This is a genomic window from Halovulum sp. GXIMD14794 (assembly GCF_054457455.1).
Genome location: NZ_JBTLNF010000003.1, coordinates 104,363 through 121,282, shown reverse-complemented (window position 1 = coordinate 121,282; position 16,920 = coordinate 104,363). Strand labels below are relative to the sequence as shown.

At 66.0% G+C, this 16,920-nt stretch carries 19 protein-coding genes; 9 read left to right on the top strand and 10 right to left on the bottom strand.

Annotation, left to right across the window (positions count from 1 at the left end):
• Window positions 1-85: 85 nt before the first annotated feature.
• Window positions 86-976 carry a hypothetical protein gene (locus tag ACW9UR_RS02960; protein WP_458915414.1) on the top strand — a complete coding sequence of 297 codons (891 nt, stop codon included), beginning with the start codon at window positions 86-88 and terminating at the stop codon, window positions 974-976.
• 21 nt (window positions 977-997) lie between these two features.
• Here the strand turns inward: ACW9UR_RS02960 and ACW9UR_RS02955 are convergent, their stop codons facing one another.
• Complete coding sequence (locus tag ACW9UR_RS02955; protein ID WP_458915413.1) at window positions 998-2,776, bottom strand: acyl-CoA dehydrogenase C-terminal domain-containing protein; 1,779 nt, start codon at window positions 2,774-2,776, stop codon at window positions 998-1,000.
• Window positions 2,777-2,860: 84 nt separating this feature from the next.
• Window positions 2,861-3,259 carry a MerR family transcriptional regulator gene (locus tag ACW9UR_RS02950; RefSeq protein WP_458915412.1) on the bottom strand — a complete coding sequence of 133 codons (399 nt, stop codon included), beginning with the start codon at window positions 3,257-3,259 and terminating at the stop codon, window positions 2,861-2,863.
• 172 nt (window positions 3,260-3,431) lie between these two features.
• On the opposite strand from ACW9UR_RS02950, the gene ACW9UR_RS02945 reads away from it, so the two are divergent.
• The 3 genes from ACW9UR_RS02945 to ACW9UR_RS02935 are packed head-to-tail and all read left to right on the top strand — an operon-like array spanning window position 3,432 to window position 5,702.
• A complete protein-coding gene (locus tag ACW9UR_RS02945) occupies window positions 3,432-3,878 on the top strand; it encodes a PaaI family thioesterase (RefSeq protein ID WP_458915411.1) in 447 nt (148 codons plus the stop codon).
• Window positions 3,878-4,390 carry a PaaI family thioesterase gene (locus ACW9UR_RS02940; protein WP_458915410.1) on the top strand — a complete coding sequence of 171 codons (513 nt, stop codon included), beginning with the start codon at window positions 3,878-3,880 and terminating at the stop codon, window positions 4,388-4,390. Before ACW9UR_RS02945 ends, ACW9UR_RS02940 begins: the two co-directional genes overlap by 1 nt.
• The gene (locus ACW9UR_RS02935) at window positions 4,380-5,702 is read left to right on the top strand and encodes an MATE family efflux transporter (RefSeq protein ID WP_458915409.1); all 1,323 of its coding nucleotides are present in this window, start codon (window positions 4,380-4,382) and stop codon (window positions 5,700-5,702) included. The genes ACW9UR_RS02940 and ACW9UR_RS02935 overlap by 11 nt, the downstream gene beginning before the upstream one ends.
• A 10-nt stretch (window positions 5,703-5,712) precedes the next feature.
• On the opposite strand, the gene ACW9UR_RS02930 is transcribed toward ACW9UR_RS02935, so the two are convergent.
• Window positions 5,713-6,507: a sulfotransferase family 2 domain-containing protein gene (locus ACW9UR_RS02930; RefSeq protein WP_458915408.1), complete on the bottom strand. Its 795-nt coding sequence runs from the start codon at window positions 6,505-6,507 to the stop codon at window positions 5,713-5,715.
• Window positions 6,508-7,422 carry a sulfotransferase family 2 domain-containing protein gene (locus ACW9UR_RS02925; protein ID WP_458915407.1) on the bottom strand — a complete coding sequence of 305 codons (915 nt, stop codon included), beginning with the start codon at window positions 7,420-7,422 and terminating at the stop codon, window positions 6,508-6,510.
• Window positions 7,423-7,464: 42 nt separating this feature from the next.
• Here ACW9UR_RS02925 and ACW9UR_RS02920 point away from each other — a divergent pair, with 42 nt between their 5' ends.
• Window positions 7,465-8,502 (top strand): hypothetical protein, encoded by a 1,038-nt coding sequence (locus ACW9UR_RS02920; RefSeq protein ID WP_458915406.1) that lies wholly within the window; start codon window positions 7,465-7,467, stop codon window positions 8,500-8,502.
• 34 nt (window positions 8,503-8,536) lie between these two features.
• Here the strand turns inward: ACW9UR_RS02920 and ACW9UR_RS02915 are convergent, their stop codons facing one another.
• From ACW9UR_RS02915 to proS, 3 genes are read right to left on the bottom strand one after another with little or no spacing between them, the layout of a single operon-like run.
• On the bottom strand, window positions 8,537-9,220 hold the full coding sequence (locus ACW9UR_RS02915; RefSeq protein WP_458915405.1) for an ABC transporter ATP-binding protein: 684 nt from the start codon (window positions 9,218-9,220) through the stop codon (window positions 8,537-8,539).
• A complete protein-coding gene (locus ACW9UR_RS02910) occupies window positions 9,213-10,493 on the bottom strand; it encodes a lipoprotein-releasing ABC transporter permease subunit (protein ID WP_458915404.1) in 1,281 nt (426 codons plus the stop codon). Before ACW9UR_RS02910 ends, ACW9UR_RS02915 begins: the two co-directional genes overlap by 8 nt.
• Before the next feature lie 4 nt (window positions 10,494-10,497).
• On the bottom strand, window positions 10,498-11,838 hold the full coding sequence (gene proS / locus ACW9UR_RS02905; RefSeq protein WP_458915403.1) for a proline--tRNA ligase: 1,341 nt from the start codon (window positions 11,836-11,838) through the stop codon (window positions 10,498-10,500).
• Between the two features lie 594 nt (window positions 11,839-12,432).
• Between proS and ACW9UR_RS02900 the strand changes: the two genes are divergently transcribed.
• Window positions 12,433-12,849, top strand: coding sequence for a DUF4177 domain-containing protein (locus tag ACW9UR_RS02900; protein WP_458915402.1), 417 nt, complete (start codon window positions 12,433-12,435; stop codon window positions 12,847-12,849).
• A gap of 3 nt (window positions 12,850-12,852) precedes the next feature.
• On the opposite strand, the gene ACW9UR_RS02895 is transcribed toward ACW9UR_RS02900, so the two are convergent.
• On the bottom strand, window positions 12,853-13,113 hold the full coding sequence (locus ACW9UR_RS02895; RefSeq protein ID WP_458915401.1) for a BolA family protein: 261 nt from the start codon (window positions 13,111-13,113) through the stop codon (window positions 12,853-12,855).
• An 88-nt stretch (window positions 13,114-13,201) separates the two neighbouring features.
• Here ACW9UR_RS02895 and ACW9UR_RS02890 point away from each other — a divergent pair, with 88 nt between their 5' ends.
• Window positions 13,202-13,855: a J domain-containing protein gene (locus ACW9UR_RS02890; protein WP_458915400.1), complete on the top strand. Its 654-nt coding sequence runs from the start codon at window positions 13,202-13,204 to the stop codon at window positions 13,853-13,855.
• A 19-nt stretch (window positions 13,856-13,874) separates the two neighbouring features.
• Here ACW9UR_RS02890 and ACW9UR_RS02885 read toward each other — a convergent pair whose 3' ends face one another.
• A complete protein-coding gene (locus tag ACW9UR_RS02885; protein ID WP_458915399.1) occupies window positions 13,875-14,570 on the bottom strand; it encodes an RraA family protein in 696 nt (231 codons plus the stop codon).
• A 157-nt stretch (window positions 14,571-14,727) separates the two neighbouring features.
• On the opposite strand from ACW9UR_RS02885, the gene cobS reads away from it, so the two are divergent.
• Window positions 14,728-15,714 carry a cobaltochelatase subunit CobS gene (gene cobS, locus ACW9UR_RS02880; protein ID WP_458915398.1) on the top strand — a complete coding sequence of 329 codons (987 nt, stop codon included), beginning with the start codon at window positions 14,728-14,730 and terminating at the stop codon, window positions 15,712-15,714.
• A gap of 265 nt (window positions 15,715-15,979) precedes the next feature.
• Window positions 15,980-16,390 carry a hypothetical protein gene (locus ACW9UR_RS02875; protein ID WP_458915397.1) on the top strand — a complete coding sequence of 137 codons (411 nt, stop codon included), beginning with the start codon at window positions 15,980-15,982 and terminating at the stop codon, window positions 16,388-16,390.
• Here the strand turns inward: ACW9UR_RS02875 and ACW9UR_RS02870 are convergent.
• The gene (locus tag ACW9UR_RS02870; RefSeq protein ID WP_458915396.1) at window positions 16,380-16,829 is read right to left on the bottom strand and encodes a hypothetical protein; all 450 of its coding nucleotides are present in this window, start codon (window positions 16,827-16,829) and stop codon (window positions 16,380-16,382) included. The genes ACW9UR_RS02875 and ACW9UR_RS02870 overlap by 11 nt on opposite strands.
• Window positions 16,830-16,920 lie beyond the last annotated feature (91 nt).

The following is a 16,920-nucleotide window of genomic DNA, read 5'->3' as shown; positions in this document are numbered from 1 at the left end:
GCCAACCGAAACTCCTGCTTGTAGCGACGCGAGCAATGGATCATTGAACATTTTGATAAGCCTTGTTGGGCGCAGGAAACCAAGCATGTCCGAGACCCAGACGGAAAACAGCGCAAGCACCTCTGAAAATACTCACGAAGAAACCAAAATATCTGTAGGCGCGGGTAATCCCATACTTTTGCGCAAGGTTCCCAAAGCACAAATCTTTGCACACGTCTTCGGTTGCTCGCACTCGCAATATTATCGTATTCCACCTTTTCTCCAGAAACGACTGAAGCCTGAGAACCGAAACGTGATAGTCGCTGGGCGTACCATTCCAGGCGCATCGCTCGTAGGATTTCGCTCCCGCTTCAGTTCGCTTCGGGTCCGTGACCAAGTCGAACAAGCATCCAGATTCGCTAATCGGATCGTTCTCGCTATCGGCCAGGTCGATCTTGAGCTTGGCTTTTACTATCGTCGCACAGTGAAAGCCGAAGACATTTCGCCCGAAGCCTTCGTCGACAACCTTATCAGCATCTACGACGCCTTCCTGAAAGAACTCGACTATCCGGTTTCCCGCTTGGCGCTTAAGGGCGTGAACCTCACAACGCTCGAGAACAGAGCCTTCGCGGCAAAATACATCTCGCGCATCGCGACTGACACGGAAAATAAGGTCAAACAGCGGGAAATTTCGAAGCTCCTTCAGGATTGTTATCTTGGAGAGGCGGCGCAGAATGCGATGGCGCTGCAGTTCAATCGCCGCGTTCGGCAACTCGCCGATAACCACGGCTGCCGCTACTTCGACATCAATAGCGCAATCGCATCGCCGGGACCGACGGGGCGGAGGGATGTCCGAATGGGAATAGACAGGGCATTCATTCCCTGCACCTACGACCACCATGTTACAAACTGCCTTCATGTCCGCGATGCCCATTTCGACGGCCTGCGTTCGGCTTTCCCCGAAGACTGGCCGGCCCCGCCCGCGAATGCGCGGTAGCCGGCCGCCTTCGTACCCGGCTTAGAACGCCTCGGCGTCCAGGGCCATGACCGGCTCGGCGCCGCTTTCGATCCGCTTCAGGTGCATCCCCGTCGCGGGCAGCTGGCGTGCCATGTAGTAGCGCCCGGTGGCGATTTTGGCGTCCAGGAAGTCCCGGTCGCCGGCGCCGCCCTCAAGCGCCGCCATCGCGGCCTTGGCCATCTTCGCCCACATCAGGCCGAGGCAGACATGACCGAACAGGTGCATGAAATCGGTCGAGCCAGACAGTGCCGCGTTCGGGTTCTTCATGCCGTTCTGCATGAAAAACATGCCCGCCGCCTGCAGATCCTTCGACGCCTGCTTGAGGGGATCAAGGAACCCGGCCTTCAGCGTCTCATCGGCCTCGTTCTCCTTGATGAACGACTTCACCAGCTCGAAGAAGGCCATGACATGCTTGCCCCCGTCGGCGCCCAGCTTGCGGCCCACGAGGTCCAGCGCCTGCACGCCGTTCGCACCCTCGTAGATCATCGCGATACGGGCGTCGCGGGCGAACTGCGACATGCCCCATTCCTCGATGTAGCCGTGACCGCCATAGACCTGCTGCGCCTGCACCGCGGCCTCGAACCCCTTGTCGGTCAGGAAGCCCTTGATGACCGGCGTCAGCAGGCTGATCAGCCCTTCGGCGTCGGCATCCTCCATCCGGTGCGAGCGGTCGATCAGCGTTGCGCCCCATAGAACGAAGGCGCGGCCGCCCTCGACGAAGCTTTTCTGGTCCATCAGCATCCGGCGCACGTCCGGGTGCACGATCAGCGGATCGGCGGGGCCGTCCGGGTTCTTCGCGCCGGTCACGTCACGGCCCTGCAGCCGGTCCTTGGCATAGGCCAGTGCGTTCTGATAGGCGGCATCCGCTTGCGCCAGACCCTGAAGGCCGACGCCCAGACGGGCCTCGTTCATCATCGTGAACATGGCGCGCAGGCCCTTGTGCTCCTGCCCGATCAGATAGCCCACCGCCCCATCGTAGTTCATCACGCAGGTGGCGTTGCCGTGGATGCCCATCTTCTCTTCGATCTTGCCGCAGCTCACGCCGTTGCGCGCGCCAAGGCTGCCGTCCTCGTTCACCATGAACTTCGGCACGATGAACAGGCTGATGCCCTTCACGCCATCGGGGCCGCCGGGGATCTTGGCCAGCACCAGGTGGATGATGTTCTCGGCCATGTCGTGCTCGCCGGCCGAGATGAAGATCTTCTGGCCGCTGATCCTGAAGCTGCCGTCGTCCTGCGGCTCGGCCTTGGTGCGCAACAGGCCAAGATCGGTGCCGCAATGCGGCTCGGTCAGGTTCATCGTGCCGGTCCACTCGCCCGAGACCAGCTTCGGCAGATAGGTCTGCTTCTGCTGATCCGTGCCGTGCGCGTGGATCGCCGAATAGGCACCATGGGTCAGGCCCCAGTACATGTTCAGCGCCATGTTGGCCGCGACCTGGGTCTCGCCGACGGCGGTCGCCAGCACGTGCGGCATGCCCTGGCCGCCATACTCGGGATCGCAGTCGAGACCGGTCCAGCCGCCTTCGCGAACCGTGTCGAAGGCCGCCTTGAAGCCCTCGGGCGTGCGAACGACACCGTTTTCCAGCGTGCAGCCCTGCGCGTCGCCGGCGGCATTGATCGGCGCAAGGACGTCACGGGCGATCTTGCCCGCCTCTTCCAGGATCGCGCCGGTGAAGTCCCGATCCAGCTCGGAGTAGCCGGGGATGTCGCTGTCGTGCACGCCCAGAAGATCGTGCAGAACGAAGGACATGTCCTTTGTCGGGGCGTTGTAGATGGGCATTTCCTCTCCCTTCAGGTCGCAAGGATTCGGGCGGCCGATCGGGATGTCGGCCGCAGGTAGCTCAGTTACCGGAGGTAGTGCCGCTTACTCGGCGGCTTTCTTGACGCCCTTCGAGGCCAGCACCTGCTCGCCCCAGCGCAGCTTCTCCTCGAACTCGGCGATCGCCTCGTTCAGCTCGTCGCGCTTTGCGACCATCGCTGCGAGGTGCTTCTGCCCCAGCTCGTAGGTGCGCGAGATCTGCGTCACCTGCTGGTCGCCGATGTAATAGAGGTTCAGCAGCTGCCGGATCTCCTCGAGGGAGTAACCGAAGCGTTTGCCCTGAAGGATCAACTTCAGGCGCGCGCGGTCGCTGCGCGTGAACAGGCGTTTCTGGCCCTCGCGGATGGGGGCAAGCAGTTCCTTCGACTCGTAGAACCTCAGGGTCCGCGGGGTGACTTCGAACACCTCGCACATACGGCCGATGGTCCAAAGCTCGTCATTCATGTGACGGCTCCTCCCATGTTCTTGTTAACTGACCCGATTATAAGTTTACGTTCGCGTCAGGAGCAACAAAAAAGTTTACCCGCACGTCAACAACTTGCCACGTCAACCGCGCCCTCGCGTACCGCTGCTGATTCCCGTTTTGCCTGCTTCGGACGCGTGCTAAGCGGGTCGCATGACGCCCGAGGAAAAGACCCGCATCGCCCGCCAGTTCGTCGCCGCCCTGCCGCACGCGGCGGACCTGGGCATGGAGGTGTCCGAGGTCGGCGACGGCTTTGCAGTGATGACTGTCGGCTATGACGAGCGCTTCGTGGGCGATCCCGGCACCGGCGTGCTTGCCGGCGGGGTCATCACGGCGCTGCTCGACACCTGCGCCGGGACTGCCGTGATGGCGCATCCGACCGCGCCCGGCGGCACCGCGACGCTCGACCTGCGCATCGATTACATGCGCCCCGCGACCCCCGGAAAGACCGTGACCGCCCGCGCCGACTGCTACCGCATCACCCGCTCGGTCGCCTTCGTCCGCGCCACCGCCTGGACCGACAGCCCAGACAAGCCCGTCGCCGCCGCCAACGGCGCGTTCACCGTCGAGCCCGGCCAACCCCCGAAAGCGCCCGCCTGATGCCCCGTCCCCGCCCCGAACCCGTCCAGGTCGTGAAAGAGCGCCGCCAGAACGCGCTCGACCGCATGGTGCAGGCCGTGCCCTACATCCGCCATCTCGGCATCAGCTTCGAGCGCAAGGGCGACGAGCTGACCGCGATCCTCGGCTACTCCGACCGGTTGATTGGTAACCCGCTCCTGCCCGCCCTGCACGGCGGCGCGGTGGGCGCGTTCCTCGAAATCGCCGCAGTGGTGGAACTCGAATGGTCCATGGTCTGGGACAAGATGGAGAGCGGCCCCGAAGGCGCGGCCGCCATCGACCAGTGCCAGTTCCCGCCGATGCCCAAGACCATCGACTTCACCGTGGACTACCTGCGCTCGGGCCTGCCGCGCGACGCCTACGCGCGGGCGCGGATCAACCGCTCGGGCCGGCGCTATGCCAGCGTCCATGTCGAGGCCTGGCAGGACAACCGCGACCGGCTGTTCGCCCAGGCCACCGGCCACTTCCTGATGCCGCCGCCCGATGAGCGCTGAGCCGATCACCAACCGGCGCATCCTCAAGATCGCCGTGCCCATCGTTCTGTCGAACGCCACCGTGCCGATCCTCGGCGCGGTCGATACCGGCGTCGTCGGCCAGTTGGGCGAGGCCGCGCCGATCGGCGCCATCGGCCTCGGCGCGGTGATCATCTCGATGTTCTACTGGATCTACAGCTTCCTGCGTATGGGCACGACCGGCCTCGTCGCGCAGGCCCGCGGCGCGGGCGAGGTGGCCGAGACCGGCGCGCTGCTGATGCGCGCCCTGCTGATCGGCGGCGCGGGCGGCCTGCTGTTCATCCTGCTGCAATGGCCGCTGTTCCTGGCCGCCTTCGCCGTCGCCCCCGCCTCACCCGAGGTCGAGGACCTGACCCGCACCTACCTTTCGATCCGTGTCTGGGGCGCACCCGCCGCCATCGCCATCTTCGCCATCAACGGCTGGCTGATCGCGATGGAGCGAACCCGCGCGGTGCTGATCCTCCAGGTCTGGATGAACGGGCTGAACATCGTGCTGGACCTGTGGTTCGTCCTTGGCCTTGGCCTTGGCGTTGGCGGCGTTGCCGTCGCCACGGTCATCGCAGAATGGACCGCGCTCGGACTCGGTCTCTGGCTCTGCGGCTCGGCCTTCGCCGGGGACCAGTGGCGCGACTGGGCGCGGGTCTTCGACCGCGAACGCATCGCCCGCATGGCCCGCGTGAACGGCGACATCCTGATCCGCTCGGTCCTGCTTCAGATCACCTTCGTCGCCTTCCTGTTCCTCGGCGCGGACCTCGGAGACGTCACCCTCGCCGCCAACCAGGTGCTGGTTCAGTTCCTGCAGATCACCGCCTTCGCGATGGACGGTTTCGCCTTCTCGGCCGAGGCGCTGGTCGGCGCGGCGCTCGGCGCGCGCGACCGGGCCCTGCTGCGCCGCTCGGCGGTAATGGCCTCGATCTGGGGCTGCGGACTGGCGATCCCGCTGGGTCTGGGGTTCTGGCTGGCGGGGCCGTGGCTGATCGACACGATGGCCAAGGCCCCCGAGGTGCAGCAAGCCGCCCGCATCTATCTGCCCTGGGTCGCGCTGGCCCCGGTCGCCGGGGCCGCCGCCTGGATGCTCGACGGCATCTTCATCGGCGCCACCCGCACGCGGCAGATGCGCAACGCCATGCTGGTCTCGGTGCTGATCTACGGCGTGGCGCTGGCGATTCTGTTGCCCGCCTTCGGCAACCACGGGCTCTGGGCCGCGCTGATGGTGCTGAACGTGGCGCGCGGGATCACCCTGTTCATTCGCTACCCGGCGCTGGAACGGGACGTCACGCCCCAACCCGCCTAGACCAACCCGCCTAGACCAGCGTGTCGAGCCCCCGCGCGCGGATCTGCTCGAGCATCTCGAAATCCTCGGCATAGGCGGCTTCGATGTCCCGGCGCAGGGCGGGGCCGACCTCGTCGACATGGGTGCGAGACTTCTTGAACTTGTGAAACCGCGCGCGTGTGTCGAAAACCGGCGCAGGCGCACCCCAGAGCCGCGTGGTCAGCGCGGCGAAATCCTCGGCCCAGCTTTCCTGGTGGCCGATGAAATCATAGTCCACCACGTCGAACCCGATCTGCCGCCGCTGCAGCCGCCAGTGCGGATCGAAATCCCGTACCTCCGAATTGCGCTTTGCTTCGGCGGCGAACTCCTCGATCGTCGGAACCTGCGCCGCATCCCAGCCCATCGCCGCGAACAGTTTCGCCCCCGGCCCCGTGCCCCGGCTGCGCGGCTGCAGCTTCGACCGCCAGGCCGAGCAGAACCGCGTCACCGGATCGCGCACGAAACTGAAGCGCAACACCGCCGGGTCGGCGAGCATCGCGTCGAACACCGGATAGCCAACCTCCTTGGGCGTCAGCATCGGGTTCAGCGCCCGATCATGCACATCGTCCATCGAGCCGAGCTCCAGCGCCCGCCCCTGCCGCGCCGCAATGGCGCTGTTCAGGCTGGCCTTGGTGGTCGAACACACGACCTTGGGGCTGTTGAAATAGAGAAAGCTGCGGTCCGGGCAGATGTGGATGTTGAAATCCATCCGCCGCCGGTCGCCATAACTCTCGACCAAAGCGCGGAAGGCGGGCGAGCGCCCCTCGGCCTTGCGGCGAAACAGCATTCAGGCGGCGAGCTGACCGAGACCCCGGTCCCGGATCTCGTCCAGCATGGCGTAATCCTCGGCATAGGCTTCGGCCACTGCCTTGCGGATCTCGTCGGTGACCTCGGTTTCGTGCGGGACACGGGTGTATCGCTCGAAAGCCTTTCGCGTGTCGAAGACCTCCAGCGGACCACCAAAAATGCGCTGAGCGACTAGACCGAAATCCCGATCGAACGCGGCATGATCGCCGATGAAATCGAAATCCACAGCGTCAAAGCCAATCTGCCGCCGCTGCGGCCGCCAGTGTGGATCGAGATCAAGCACTTCCGGTTCGGTGCGGACCAGACCCGCGAACTCAGCCAACGTAAGCGGATAGTCCTTGGGCCAGCCCATATGCGCGAACAGCCGTTGGGTCTGACCTGAGCCGCGCTTGTTGGCATCCAGCTTGCTGCGATAGGCCGAAACGAAGCGCTTCAGCGGATCGCGCACGAAGGTGAAGCGAAACACCTCCGGATCCTCCAACATCTTCCCGAACTGCTTCCAGCCCATCTTGCGCGGCGTCAGCAGCGGGTTGTGGCCCCGGCTGTGCACCTCTTCCATCGAGGTGATCTTCAGCGGGATGCCCTGACGCTCCGCAACCGCCAGGTTCAGCGTTGCCTTGGTCGAGGAACAGGCGACCTTCGGGTTCGAGAAATAGATGAACCGGAACTCCGGAGAAACATGGATATGCCGGTTCGCCAAAGCCCGCGTGCCGTGGCTCCGCACCAAGGCCTGGATCGGCCCGCCCGCTACATCTGCCTGTTTCATGCCGTGGCGATAGCAGCGCCCCCGGAACCGGTCAAGCGCGCCCGGATAAACACCGAAAATCCTGCCGAACCGGTGCGTGCGAAGGCTTGAGCCCGCGCCCGTCGGCACCCTATAAGTGAGGTCCGGCATGCGACCCGCCGGGCATCCCCAAGGGACAGGACCGATCCCGCTTTGACGGCGCTCGAAAAATACATCCGGCTGGAAGCGGCGGGCCGCTGGCGCGAGGCCCCGGGCGATGCCTGGCGCGAGGTGCTGATCTCGTTCGGCAATGCGACACTGGTGCTGTCCTCCTTCGACGAGGAACCGCTGACGCACTGGTCGCTTGCCGCCACCGAACGCATCGTCCACGAGGACGGACTGGCCGTCTACGCGCCCGACGCCGGCACTGACGAGGTACTCGAGGTCCGCGATCCCGACATGATCGAGGCCATCGCCGAGGTCAGCCAGATGGCCCGCGTCCGCCCCCGCGCGGTTCAGAGCCCCAGGCGGCTCCGTAGGCTGGTCGTACCCTCGCTCGCCGTTCTGGCGCTTGGCGCCGCTGCGCTCCTCGGCCCCGACGCGTTGCGCACCCGCGCCTACACGCTGGTGACCCCCGAACAGGCCGAGGTGATCTCGAACCGTGTGCGCGCCGAACTGAACCTGCCGGTCTGCGCCACGCCCGAGGGCCGCCGCAGCCTGCGCCGCCTGATTCAACGCGCCGCTCCGGGCGCTCGCGCGGAAGTCGTCGTCTGGGACAGCGCGCCGAGTTCCGTGCCCAACGCCTCGGTCCCGCCGGCAGTCACCCTGGCCGACGGCAGCGTGCTCCTGTCCCGCCGCCTGGTGGAACGCACGTCCTCGGCCGAGACCGTCGCCGGCTGGCTCGCCCTCGCGAACGCCCGTGGCCGGGCTGCCTCATCGCTGAAATTGTGGGCGGATGACATGAACGCGGCCGAAGCGCTCGATTTCCTGACCAGCGGCACGGTCGAGCGGGCCGATATTAGCGAGATGGTCCGCCTCACCCGCGAGGCAAATGGCGCGCCCCCGCCCGAAGCACTCTCGGCCGCGCTCGCAGCGCTCGCCGCTGCCACGATCGACCCGCAGCCCTTCCTGCGCGATATCGCGGCCCGCTACCCCGAGGCCGCGCTGCCCGAAGCCCCGGCGGTCGAGGCCACACCCGTCCTGCCACGCGACGCCGACTGGGTCGCGCTGCAGAACATCTGCGATATCTGAGAAGTCTGGCCCTGGGGCCCCCGGAGTGCGGCCCTCAGGCCGCGACCAGCTGCCCGTGATCCAGCCGCAGCACCCGGTCCATCCGGTGCGCCAGCTCGTGGTTGTGCGTCGCGATGAGCGCGCCCAACCCGGTCTCGCGCACCACGTCCAGCATTGCCGCGAACACCCGGTCCGAGGTGTCCGGGTCCAGGTTCCCGGTCGGCTCATCCGCCAAAAGCAGCTTCGGCCCGTTCGCCAGCGCCCGGCAGAAGGCCACGCGTTGCTGCTCGCCGCCCGAAAGCTCGCCCGGACGGTGGTCCAGCCGACCCTCCAGCCCGACGCGGCCCAGCAGTTCCTCGGCCCGAGCGCGGGCTGCACCTGCGCCCTGCCCCGCCGCCAACTGCGGCAACTCGACGTTTTCGCTGGCCGAGAATTCGGGCAGCAGGTGGTGGAACTGGTAGATGAAGCCGATCCGGTCGCGCCGCAGCCGCGTGCGCAGCCGGTCACCGCCGCCGCTGGCGTCCTGCCCGGCGATCCGGACCTCGCCCGCGTCCGCCGTCTCCAGCAGCCCCGCGATATGCAGCAGCGTCGACTTGCCCGCGCCCGAGGGCGCCAGAAGGCCCACGACCTCCCCGGCCTCGATCCGCGCCGAGGCGCCGTCGAGCACCCGGATCTCGTTCCGCTTGCCGGGATTGTAGGCCTTCCGAATGCCCTCCAGGATCAGCGCGGGCTCACTCATAGCGCAAGGCCTCGACCGGGTTCAGACGCGCGGCGCGGCGGGCCGGGAAATAGGTCACGCCGAAGGACAGACCCAGCGACAGGGCGACGGCCTTGGCGACATCCTCCCAGCGCAGCTCGGCCGGCAGCTTGGACAGGTAGCGCACCGACGGGTCCCAGGCTCCGCCGCCGAGGATCCAGTTCACCGCGTTGAAGATCGGGTCGATGTAGATCGCGAAGAGGCATCCGAGGATCACCCCGATCACCGTGCCCGCCACGCCGATCGACGCGCCGCACATGAAGAAGATCCGCAGCACCGCGCCCTCGCTCAGGCCCATGGTGCGCAGGATGCCCACGTCGCGGCCCTTGTTCTTCACCAGCATGATCAGCCCCGAGACGATGTTCAGCGAGGCGACCATCACCAGGATCGAGAGGATGATGAACATGATGTTGTCCTCCATCTCGAGCGCCCGCAGGAAGCTCTGCCACTGGTCGCGCCAGGTGAAGGCATAAACTTCGGGACCGGTCGCCTCGATCAGCGAGGGGATGATGGCGTTCACGCCCTCGGGGTCGGCGACCATGATCTCGATCCCGTCGGCAACGCCCTCGCGGTTGAAGAAGCTCTGCGCTTCCTCGAAGGGCATGTAGATCCGGGTCCGGTCGATGTCGTAGCGCCCCACCTGGAAGATGTAGACCACCTCGTAGTCGACGATCCGCGGCGTGGTGCCGAACGGCCCCTTCACCCCGTCGGGCGAGATCAGCCGCAGCACGTCGCCGACGCCGAGGCGCAGTTCGCGCGCGATGCCCGAGCCGATGGCGATGCCCTCGTCATAGCGTTCCAGATCGCCCTGCGCGACTTCGGGCGTCGAGACCAGCGGGATCGTCTTCAGATCCTCCAGCGTCTCGCCATAGACCTCGACCCCGCTGTTGCGCCCGTTGGCCGAGGCCATGACCTGTGCGGTGATCATCGGCGCGGCGCGGGTCACACCCGGCACCTGTCCCGCCACCTCGGCCAGCCTGTCGAAGTCCTGGATCGTGTCGCTCACCAGCCCGTGCTCGTCGTAGGTCGGTGCCGCGCGCAGGGTGACGTGGGCATTGGCCCCAATGATCGTGTCGACGAACTCGGTGCGGAAGCCCGAGCGCACCGCCAGCGTCGCGATCAGCGCGAAGACCGCCAGCGAGACGCCGACCAGGCTGATGATCGACATGACGCTGACACCACCCTCGCGCCGGCGGGCACGCAGGTAGCGCCATGCGATCATGCGCTCGTAGGCCGAGAACGGGCGTGCGCTCATCGCGTCAGATCGCGCCTGCCAAGCGCTGCGCGCAGGCGTCGAGCGCCGCTTCGGGGCTCAGCTCCTCGCTTTCGCCGGTGCGGCGGCAGGTCAGTTCGACCACGCCGTTCTTCAGCCCGCGCGGGCCCACGGTGATCCGCCAGGGGCAACCGATCAGGTCCATGCTGGCGAACTTGGCGCCCGCGCGCTCCTCGCGGTCGTCATAGAGCGGATCCAGCCCCTTCGCTGTCAGTTCGGCATAAAGCTTCTCGCAGGCCGCATCCGCGTCGGTATCGCCCTGCTTGAGGTTCACGATCCCGACCTTGAACGGCGCGACCGAGGCCGGCCAGATGATGCCGTGCTCGTCGTGGTTCGCCTCGATCAGCGCGCCGACAAGGCGGCTGACGCCGATGCCGTGGCTGCCCATGTGGACTGGGACGCTCTGCCCGTCCGGGCCCTGCACGTTCGCGCCCATCGGCTCGGAATACTTGGTGCCGAAATAGAAGATCTGCCCGACCTCGATCCCGCGCGCCTTGCGGCGGCGCTCTTCGGGAACCTCCGCGTAGATCGCATCGTCATGGGTTTCGTCGGTGCGGGCGTAAAGGCTCGTCCACTCGTCGTAGATGCCCTGCAGCGCGGCGCGGTCGTCGAAGTCGATGGCGCGGTCGCCGAACTCGAAATCGGTGACCTTGCTGTCATAGAACACCTCCGACTCGCCGGTGTCGGCCAGCACAAGGAACTCGTGGCTGTAATCGCCGCCGATCGGCCCGGTGTCGGCGCGCATCGGGATCGCCTTCAGGCCCATGCGCTCGTAGGTGCGCAGGTAACTGACGAAATGCCGGTTGTAGGCGTGCAGCGCATCTTCCATCGTCAGATCGAAGTTGTAGCCGTCCTTCATAAGGAACTCGCGGCCGCGCATCACGCCGAACCGGGGCCGGATCTCGTCCCGGAACTTCCACTGGATGTGGTACAGCGTCAGCGGCAGGTCACGGTAGGATTTCACGCTCGACCGGAAGATGTCGGTGATCAGTTCCTCGTTGGTCGGACCGTAGAGCATGTCGCGGTCGTGCCGGTCGCGGATGCGCAGCATCTCGGGGCCGTAGGCATTGTAGCGTCCGCTCTCCTGCCACAGCTCGGCGGACTGGATCGTGGGCATCAGCATCGGGATATGGCCCGCGCGCTGCTGTTCTTCGTGCACGATCTGCTCCAGCCGCCGCAGCACCTTGAAGCCCATCGGCAGCCAGGAATAGATCCCGGCGCTGGCCTGGCGGATCATGCCGGCGCGCAGCATCAGCCGGTGCGAGACGATCTGCGCCTCCGAGGGCGTCTCTTTCAGGATGGGCAGGAAGTAACGGGACAGGCGCATGCGGACTCCGAGGGCTTGCAAACTTGCCTGCCCTGTTAGGCCAAGGCAGGGGCTTGTGCAATGGAATGCGCGGACCGGCGGCACGCTGAGCAATGCGAGGTGGAATATTCGATTTGCAATATCGGCAAGAAAGTGCTTTCAATCACCCGCCCGGTGACAGAATGACGCGACAGAATTGAAAGATTCGCAGATCGCGTCGGGATCACGGGGCGAAAAAAGGGCCACCGCCCAAGTCTGGGGAGACGACATGACCGGCCTGCGCACAGCGGGCCGGTTTCCATTTTGGGCCTTCGATTTTCTGTCGCGCTCCGGGTTCGGACGATCCGCGCCATGTAGGCGCCGGACGCCTCCGGCGGAAGTATTTTGCGGATGAAGAAAGCGGAGCGCCGCGCCCTTCCGACAGTGGGCGCGCGGGCATTTACGAAGTTTTCATACTCTTTTCACTCTATATTTCATGAGGTTAAGTGGGTTTTCACGATGAAATCCCGAATTTTCAGGCTGAAACCGGGTGTTCTCCGCCCATCGGCCCATGCCCCCTTCCCCCCGGGCGGGCGGATCGTATAGTGTCCGTCGGCACCCCGATCGGAGGCCCTGATGCAGCACTATGAATACAAGGTCGTGGCCGCCCCGCGCCGCGCCAAGCGCGCCAAGGGCGCCAAGACCAACGCGGACCGCTTCGCGTTCATGCTGAGCGAGCTGATGAACGCCGAAGCCCGTGAGGGTTGGGAATACCTGCGCGCCGACACCCTGCCCGCCGAAGAGAAGAAGGGCATGCTGTCGAACGCCACCGAGGTCTACCAGACCGTACTGGTGTTTCGCCGTGCAATCTCGGGCGTGGCGTCCGAACCGGCCCCGGTCCGCCGCGCCGCGCCCCGGCCCGCCGAATACGAGGAAGACGACGAGGCCGAGGCGCCCCGATCCGAGTCGAAGGAGCAGCGCTTCTCACGCCCGGCCCGCAGCGAGCCGCCGCTCAGCGCGATGCGGCTCACCCCGGGCGAGCGGGAGGACTGAGCCTCAGGCGTCCTCGACCTGCAGCGACAGGGCGTGGACCGGGCCGGCGAGTTCCTCGGCCAGCACCTTGTGGATCGCCCGCTGCCGCTGTACCCGGCCCTCGCCGTTGAAGGCGGCCGCGGCGATCACCACCTTGAAATGGGTGCCGCCGCCCTCGCGATAGCCGGCGTGGCCGCGATGCGCCTCGCTCTCGTCGATAACCTCGAGCTTTGCGGGCTGAAACGCGTCGCGCAGCTTTTTCTCAATGATTTCCGCGGTATTCATGGCCGCCCCATTTGTTCGGAGATGTGCCCTTGGCGCGGGCTCCAGAACCTTTAAACTCTCGGCTCCGACTCGGGAAGGAGGAAACAGGATGGCTCCCAGGACAGGCAAGTCCCCCTTCGATTTCGATATCTCGGTGAGCGCGGACAAGCGCCGCCGCCAGCGTGCGCGGGGCATGTCGGGGGCGGTCGAGTCCTCGGCCAAGAAATGCGAGCATCCGGGCTGCGAGAACGCGGGCAAGTACCGGGCGCCGAAGTCTCCCGACAACCTGGAGGAGTTCCACTGGTTCTGCCTCCAGCATGTCCGCGAGTACAATCTGAAATGGAACTTCTTCGAAAACCACTCCGAGGCCGAGCTGGAGCGCCAGTTCGCCGCCGACAAGGTGTGGGAACGGCCGACCAAGCCCTTCAAGAACGGCGTCGAGGGCCATCCCGAGGGCCGCGCCTGGCAGCGGCTGGGCGTTGACGATCCGTTCGAGGTGCTGGGCGACAAGGGCACGCAGAACGGCGCGGCCCATGCCGAGACCCGGCCCCAGCGCCGCCTGCCTCCGGCAGAGCGCAAGGCGATCACGATCCTCGAGGTCTCGGACACCGCGACCAAGTCGGAACTGCGCGCTGCCTACAAGGCACTGGTCAAGGTGCTGCACCCCGACATGAACGGCGGCAAGCGAGACGACGAGGACCGGCTGGCCGAGGTGGTCTGGGCCTGGGAGCAGGTCAAGGACAGCCGCAGCTTCCCGGACTGACCCGCCCCCCGTTTCGGCGTCAGTCGATCCAGGTGACGCCGGGACCGTCCAGCAATTCGCGCATCCGGTCGAGGCAGGTCTCGCCCTGCGCGACGCGCGCATCCAGCGCCTCTTCGAGCGCCTTCACCTGTGCCACCCGCGCCAGCACAGCGTCCAGCCGGGCGAAGGGTATGACGACCACGCCGTCCTCGTCGGCGACGATCATGTCGCCTGTTTCAACGTGCAAACCGCCCACCAGGATCGGCAGGCCGATAGCGCCCGGCCCGCTGGTCACTGGCGAGTTCGGCGTCAGCCCGGTGCAGAAGATCGGCAGGCCCGCCGCCTGGATCCCGGCAAGATCGCGCGCCGGGCCATCGGTGACGATCCCGGCAGCGCCCGCATTGCGCGCCATCCCGCAGATCCGGTCGCCCAGCGCGGCGCAGCCCTGCCAGCCGACGACGGCATTCACGATGACATCCCCCGCCTGCGCCTGGCTGGGCGCGGCCAGCAGCGCCATCACGTCGCCGGGCCGGTTGTCGCAGGTCAGCGCCGGACCGCTCAGCCGGTTCGGCAGGCCGGGCAGCGGCTTGATCGCCATGTCCATCGCCCCGCGTCCGTCCATCGCGTCCACGATGAAGCCGGTGGGAAGCCCCTCGAAGGCCGCGATCTGGGCCGGGGTGGGCCGCCGCCGCGCGGCGGGACGGACGATGGTGAGCTGCGAGGGTTCCTCGATCATAATGGTCTCCGGTATGAATGGGCGGCCAGTGGTGCGCGCTGGGCCACGACTGTCAAGCGCGCCGCCTTGCAACCAGGGGCGATTTCGTCCAAAGAACTGCGGTCGCCTGCCCGAACGGATCGGCAGGCCGAGCGGCACCAGCAGGAAGGATTTGAGCATGGCTGACGGTGGAATCGAGCTGCCCGGCGAACCCACGGTCGACGTGGACGTGCGCGAGACCTTCGGCCTCGACATGCCGATGAAGATCAAGGGTTTCGCCGAACGCTCCGACCGGGTGCCCGAGATCGACAGCGCTTACGTTTTCGACCACGACACGACGCTGGCGATCCTGGCGGGCTTTGCCCACAACCGGCGCGTCATGATCCAGGGCTACCACGGTACCGGCAAGTCGACCCACATCGAACAGGTCGCGGCCCGTCTGAACTGGCCGTGCGTGCGCGTGAACCTCGACAGCCACATCAGCCGGATCGACCTGATCGGCAAGGACGCGATCAAGCTGCGCGACGGCGTGCAGGTCACCGAGTTTCAGGAAGGCATCCTGCCCTGGGCGCTGCGCAATCCGGTCGCCATCGTCTTCGACGAATACGACGCGGGCCGCCCGGACGTGATGTTCGTGATCCAGCGCGTGCTCGAAGTGGACGGCAAGCTGACGCTTCTGGATCAGAACCAGGTGATCCACCCCCACCCCTACTTCCGCCTGTTCGCCACCGCCAACACGGTCGGCCTCGGCGATACAACGGGCCTCTACCACGGCACCCAGCAGATCAACCAGGGCCAGATGGACCGCTGGTCGCTGGTCGCAACGCTGAACTACCTGGCCCACGACACCGAGGCGGACATCGTCATTGCCAAGAACCCGTCCTACGGAACCGAGGAAGGCCGCAAGACGGTCAGCCGCATGGTGACGGTGGCCGATCTCAGCCGGACCGCGTTCATGAACGGCGACCTGTCGACCGTGATGAGCCCGCGGACGGTGATCGCCTGGGCCCAGAACGCGCAGATCTTCGGCGACGTCGGCTTCGCTTTCCGCCTGACGTTCCTCAACAAGTGCGACGAGCTGGAGCGCGAGACGGTGGCCGAGTTCTACCAGCGCTGCTTCGACGAGGAACTGCCGGAAAGCGCCGCCAGCGTCAGCCTGGGTTAATCCGGCAGATGCACCGTCGATCCAGCCGCGATTTCGGGCGGGTCGACTGGGAGCATCATGTGATCGCCCGGGAGTTTCCGGGCGACTGCACCCCGACCGAATTCAAGGAAGAATACCGACGGCGTTTCAAGGATCGTCCAGTCGGCTCGACCCTCGTTTCGGACTATGCGGTAAACAGCCCACAGGCGACTCGGAACGTTCCCCGGTTCCTAGAACGTGTCGAACGCGCTACCTATCGGTTCATCGGCTTGTCGGAGAACCGCACGTGAAGCATGTATTGGCTGGAATTTGCATCGTCGCCGCAGGCGCGGTCTGGGCGCAGACCAGTGCCGCGCAGATCCGGCTGGAGATGGCCGCCCGCTGTACCGGGCTGGGAGAGGCGCTGACGGCGTTCTACTCCGTCAACGGGGATAGCGCCGCCGAGATGGCCCGGTTGCGCGACGATGCCCAGGCAATTTTCGCGGTTCTGCTGGAAGATGCTAAGGCCGAGGGCGTGACGCCCGACCTCGACGCCGCGCTCGGCAGACAGACCGAGATGCGGGACTGGGCGCTGCGTCAGGCCGAACAAGCCAATGACGGGACCGCCGCAGCCCCGGCCGCTGCCGAGGCGCTGAGCACTGAAATGCAGGTCTGCCAGGCGCTTCGTGCGGCTTATCCGCAGGCGCTCAGCGAATGAGCACCCGTCCCTCGGCCATCGCCTGACGCCAGTCCCGCCAGCGGGTCTGCGTGGCGGTGATACCCATGGTCCGCGCGATCAGGAACGCCCCCGTGCGGGTCACCGGCCCCATCGCATGGGAGTCGCCCACACGGCTGGCCCGGAACCGCTCGCGCGCCATCTCGATCATCGTCCAGCGGTAATCCTCGAGCCTTTGCAGGTAGTTGCCCGACATCGCGTGCTGCACCGAGCCGGGACGCGCCCCTTCCCAGATCGACAGGGCATCCTGGCAATCGTCCGCAAGCTTCATGCGGAAGGTGACGTGGTCCTGCGTGAACCGGTCGTTGTAGGCGATGTTCTCGAAATAGGTGCAGGTCTTGCCGAATTCCCCGGCCTGTGCCGCGGTCGTCAGTGCGCTGGTCGCGAGCACCAGCGCAGTCAGGGCTGCTTTATGCCTCATGTGCTCTTTCCTTTTTCTGGCAAGGTAACAGTCTACGCGGATTTCGTCATAAAAATGTCACCAAACTCACATCAGGGGGCTGTGAGCTTTC

What these genes read in the sequence shown, in the direction of transcription:
- ACW9UR_RS02890 (WP_458915400.1), top strand. Translation starts at nt 13,202, where the DNA reads ATGGCTCCCAGGACAGGCAAGTCCCCCTTCGATTTCGATATCTCGGTG.
- ACW9UR_RS02895 (WP_458915401.1), bottom strand. Translation starts at nt 13,113, where the DNA reads ATGAATACCGCGGAAATCATTGAGAAAAAGCTGCGCGACGCGTTTCAG.
- ACW9UR_RS02900 (WP_458915402.1), top strand. Translation starts at nt 12,433, where the DNA reads ATGCAGCACTATGAATACAAGGTCGTGGCCGCCCCGCGCCGCGCCAAG.
- ACW9UR_RS02935 (WP_458915409.1), top strand. Translation starts at nt 4,380, where the DNA reads ATGAGCGCTGAGCCGATCACCAACCGGCGCATCCTCAAGATCGCCGTG.
- ACW9UR_RS02925 (WP_458915407.1), bottom strand. Translation starts at nt 7,422, where the DNA reads ATGCCGGACCTCACTTATAGGGTGCCGACGGGCGCGGGCTCAAGCCTT.
- ACW9UR_RS02885 (WP_458915399.1), bottom strand. Translation starts at nt 14,570, where the DNA reads ATGATCGAGGAACCCTCGCAGCTCACCATCGTCCGTCCCGCCGCGCGG.
- ACW9UR_RS02930 (WP_458915408.1), bottom strand. Translation starts at nt 6,507, where the DNA reads ATGCTGTTTCGCCGCAAGGCCGAGGGGCGCTCGCCCGCCTTCCGCGCT.
- ACW9UR_RS02955 (WP_458915413.1), bottom strand. Translation starts at nt 2,776, where the DNA reads ATGCCCATCTACAACGCCCCGACAAAGGACATGTCCTTCGTTCTGCAC.
- ACW9UR_RS02910 (WP_458915404.1), bottom strand. Translation starts at nt 10,493, where the DNA reads ATGAGCGCACGCCCGTTCTCGGCCTACGAGCGCATGATCGCATGGCGC.
- ACW9UR_RS02940 (WP_458915410.1), top strand. Translation starts at nt 3,878, where the DNA reads ATGCCCCGTCCCCGCCCCGAACCCGTCCAGGTCGTGAAAGAGCGCCGC.
- cobS (WP_458915398.1), top strand. Translation starts at nt 14,728, where the DNA reads ATGGCTGACGGTGGAATCGAGCTGCCCGGCGAACCCACGGTCGACGTG.
- ACW9UR_RS02950 (WP_458915412.1), bottom strand. Translation starts at nt 3,259, where the DNA reads ATGAATGACGAGCTTTGGACCATCGGCCGTATGTGCGAGGTGTTCGAA.
- ACW9UR_RS02915 (WP_458915405.1), bottom strand. Translation starts at nt 9,220, where the DNA reads ATGAGTGAGCCCGCGCTGATCCTGGAGGGCATTCGGAAGGCCTACAAT.
- ACW9UR_RS02960 (WP_458915414.1), top strand. Translation starts at nt 86, where the DNA reads ATGTCCGAGACCCAGACGGAAAACAGCGCAAGCACCTCTGAAAATACT.
- proS (WP_458915403.1), bottom strand. Translation starts at nt 11,838, where the DNA reads ATGCGCCTGTCCCGTTACTTCCTGCCCATCCTGAAAGAGACGCCCTCG.
- ACW9UR_RS02870 (WP_458915396.1), bottom strand. Translation starts at nt 16,829, where the DNA reads ATGAGGCATAAAGCAGCCCTGACTGCGCTGGTGCTCGCGACCAGCGCA.
- ACW9UR_RS02945 (WP_458915411.1), top strand. Translation starts at nt 3,432, where the DNA reads ATGACGCCCGAGGAAAAGACCCGCATCGCCCGCCAGTTCGTCGCCGCC.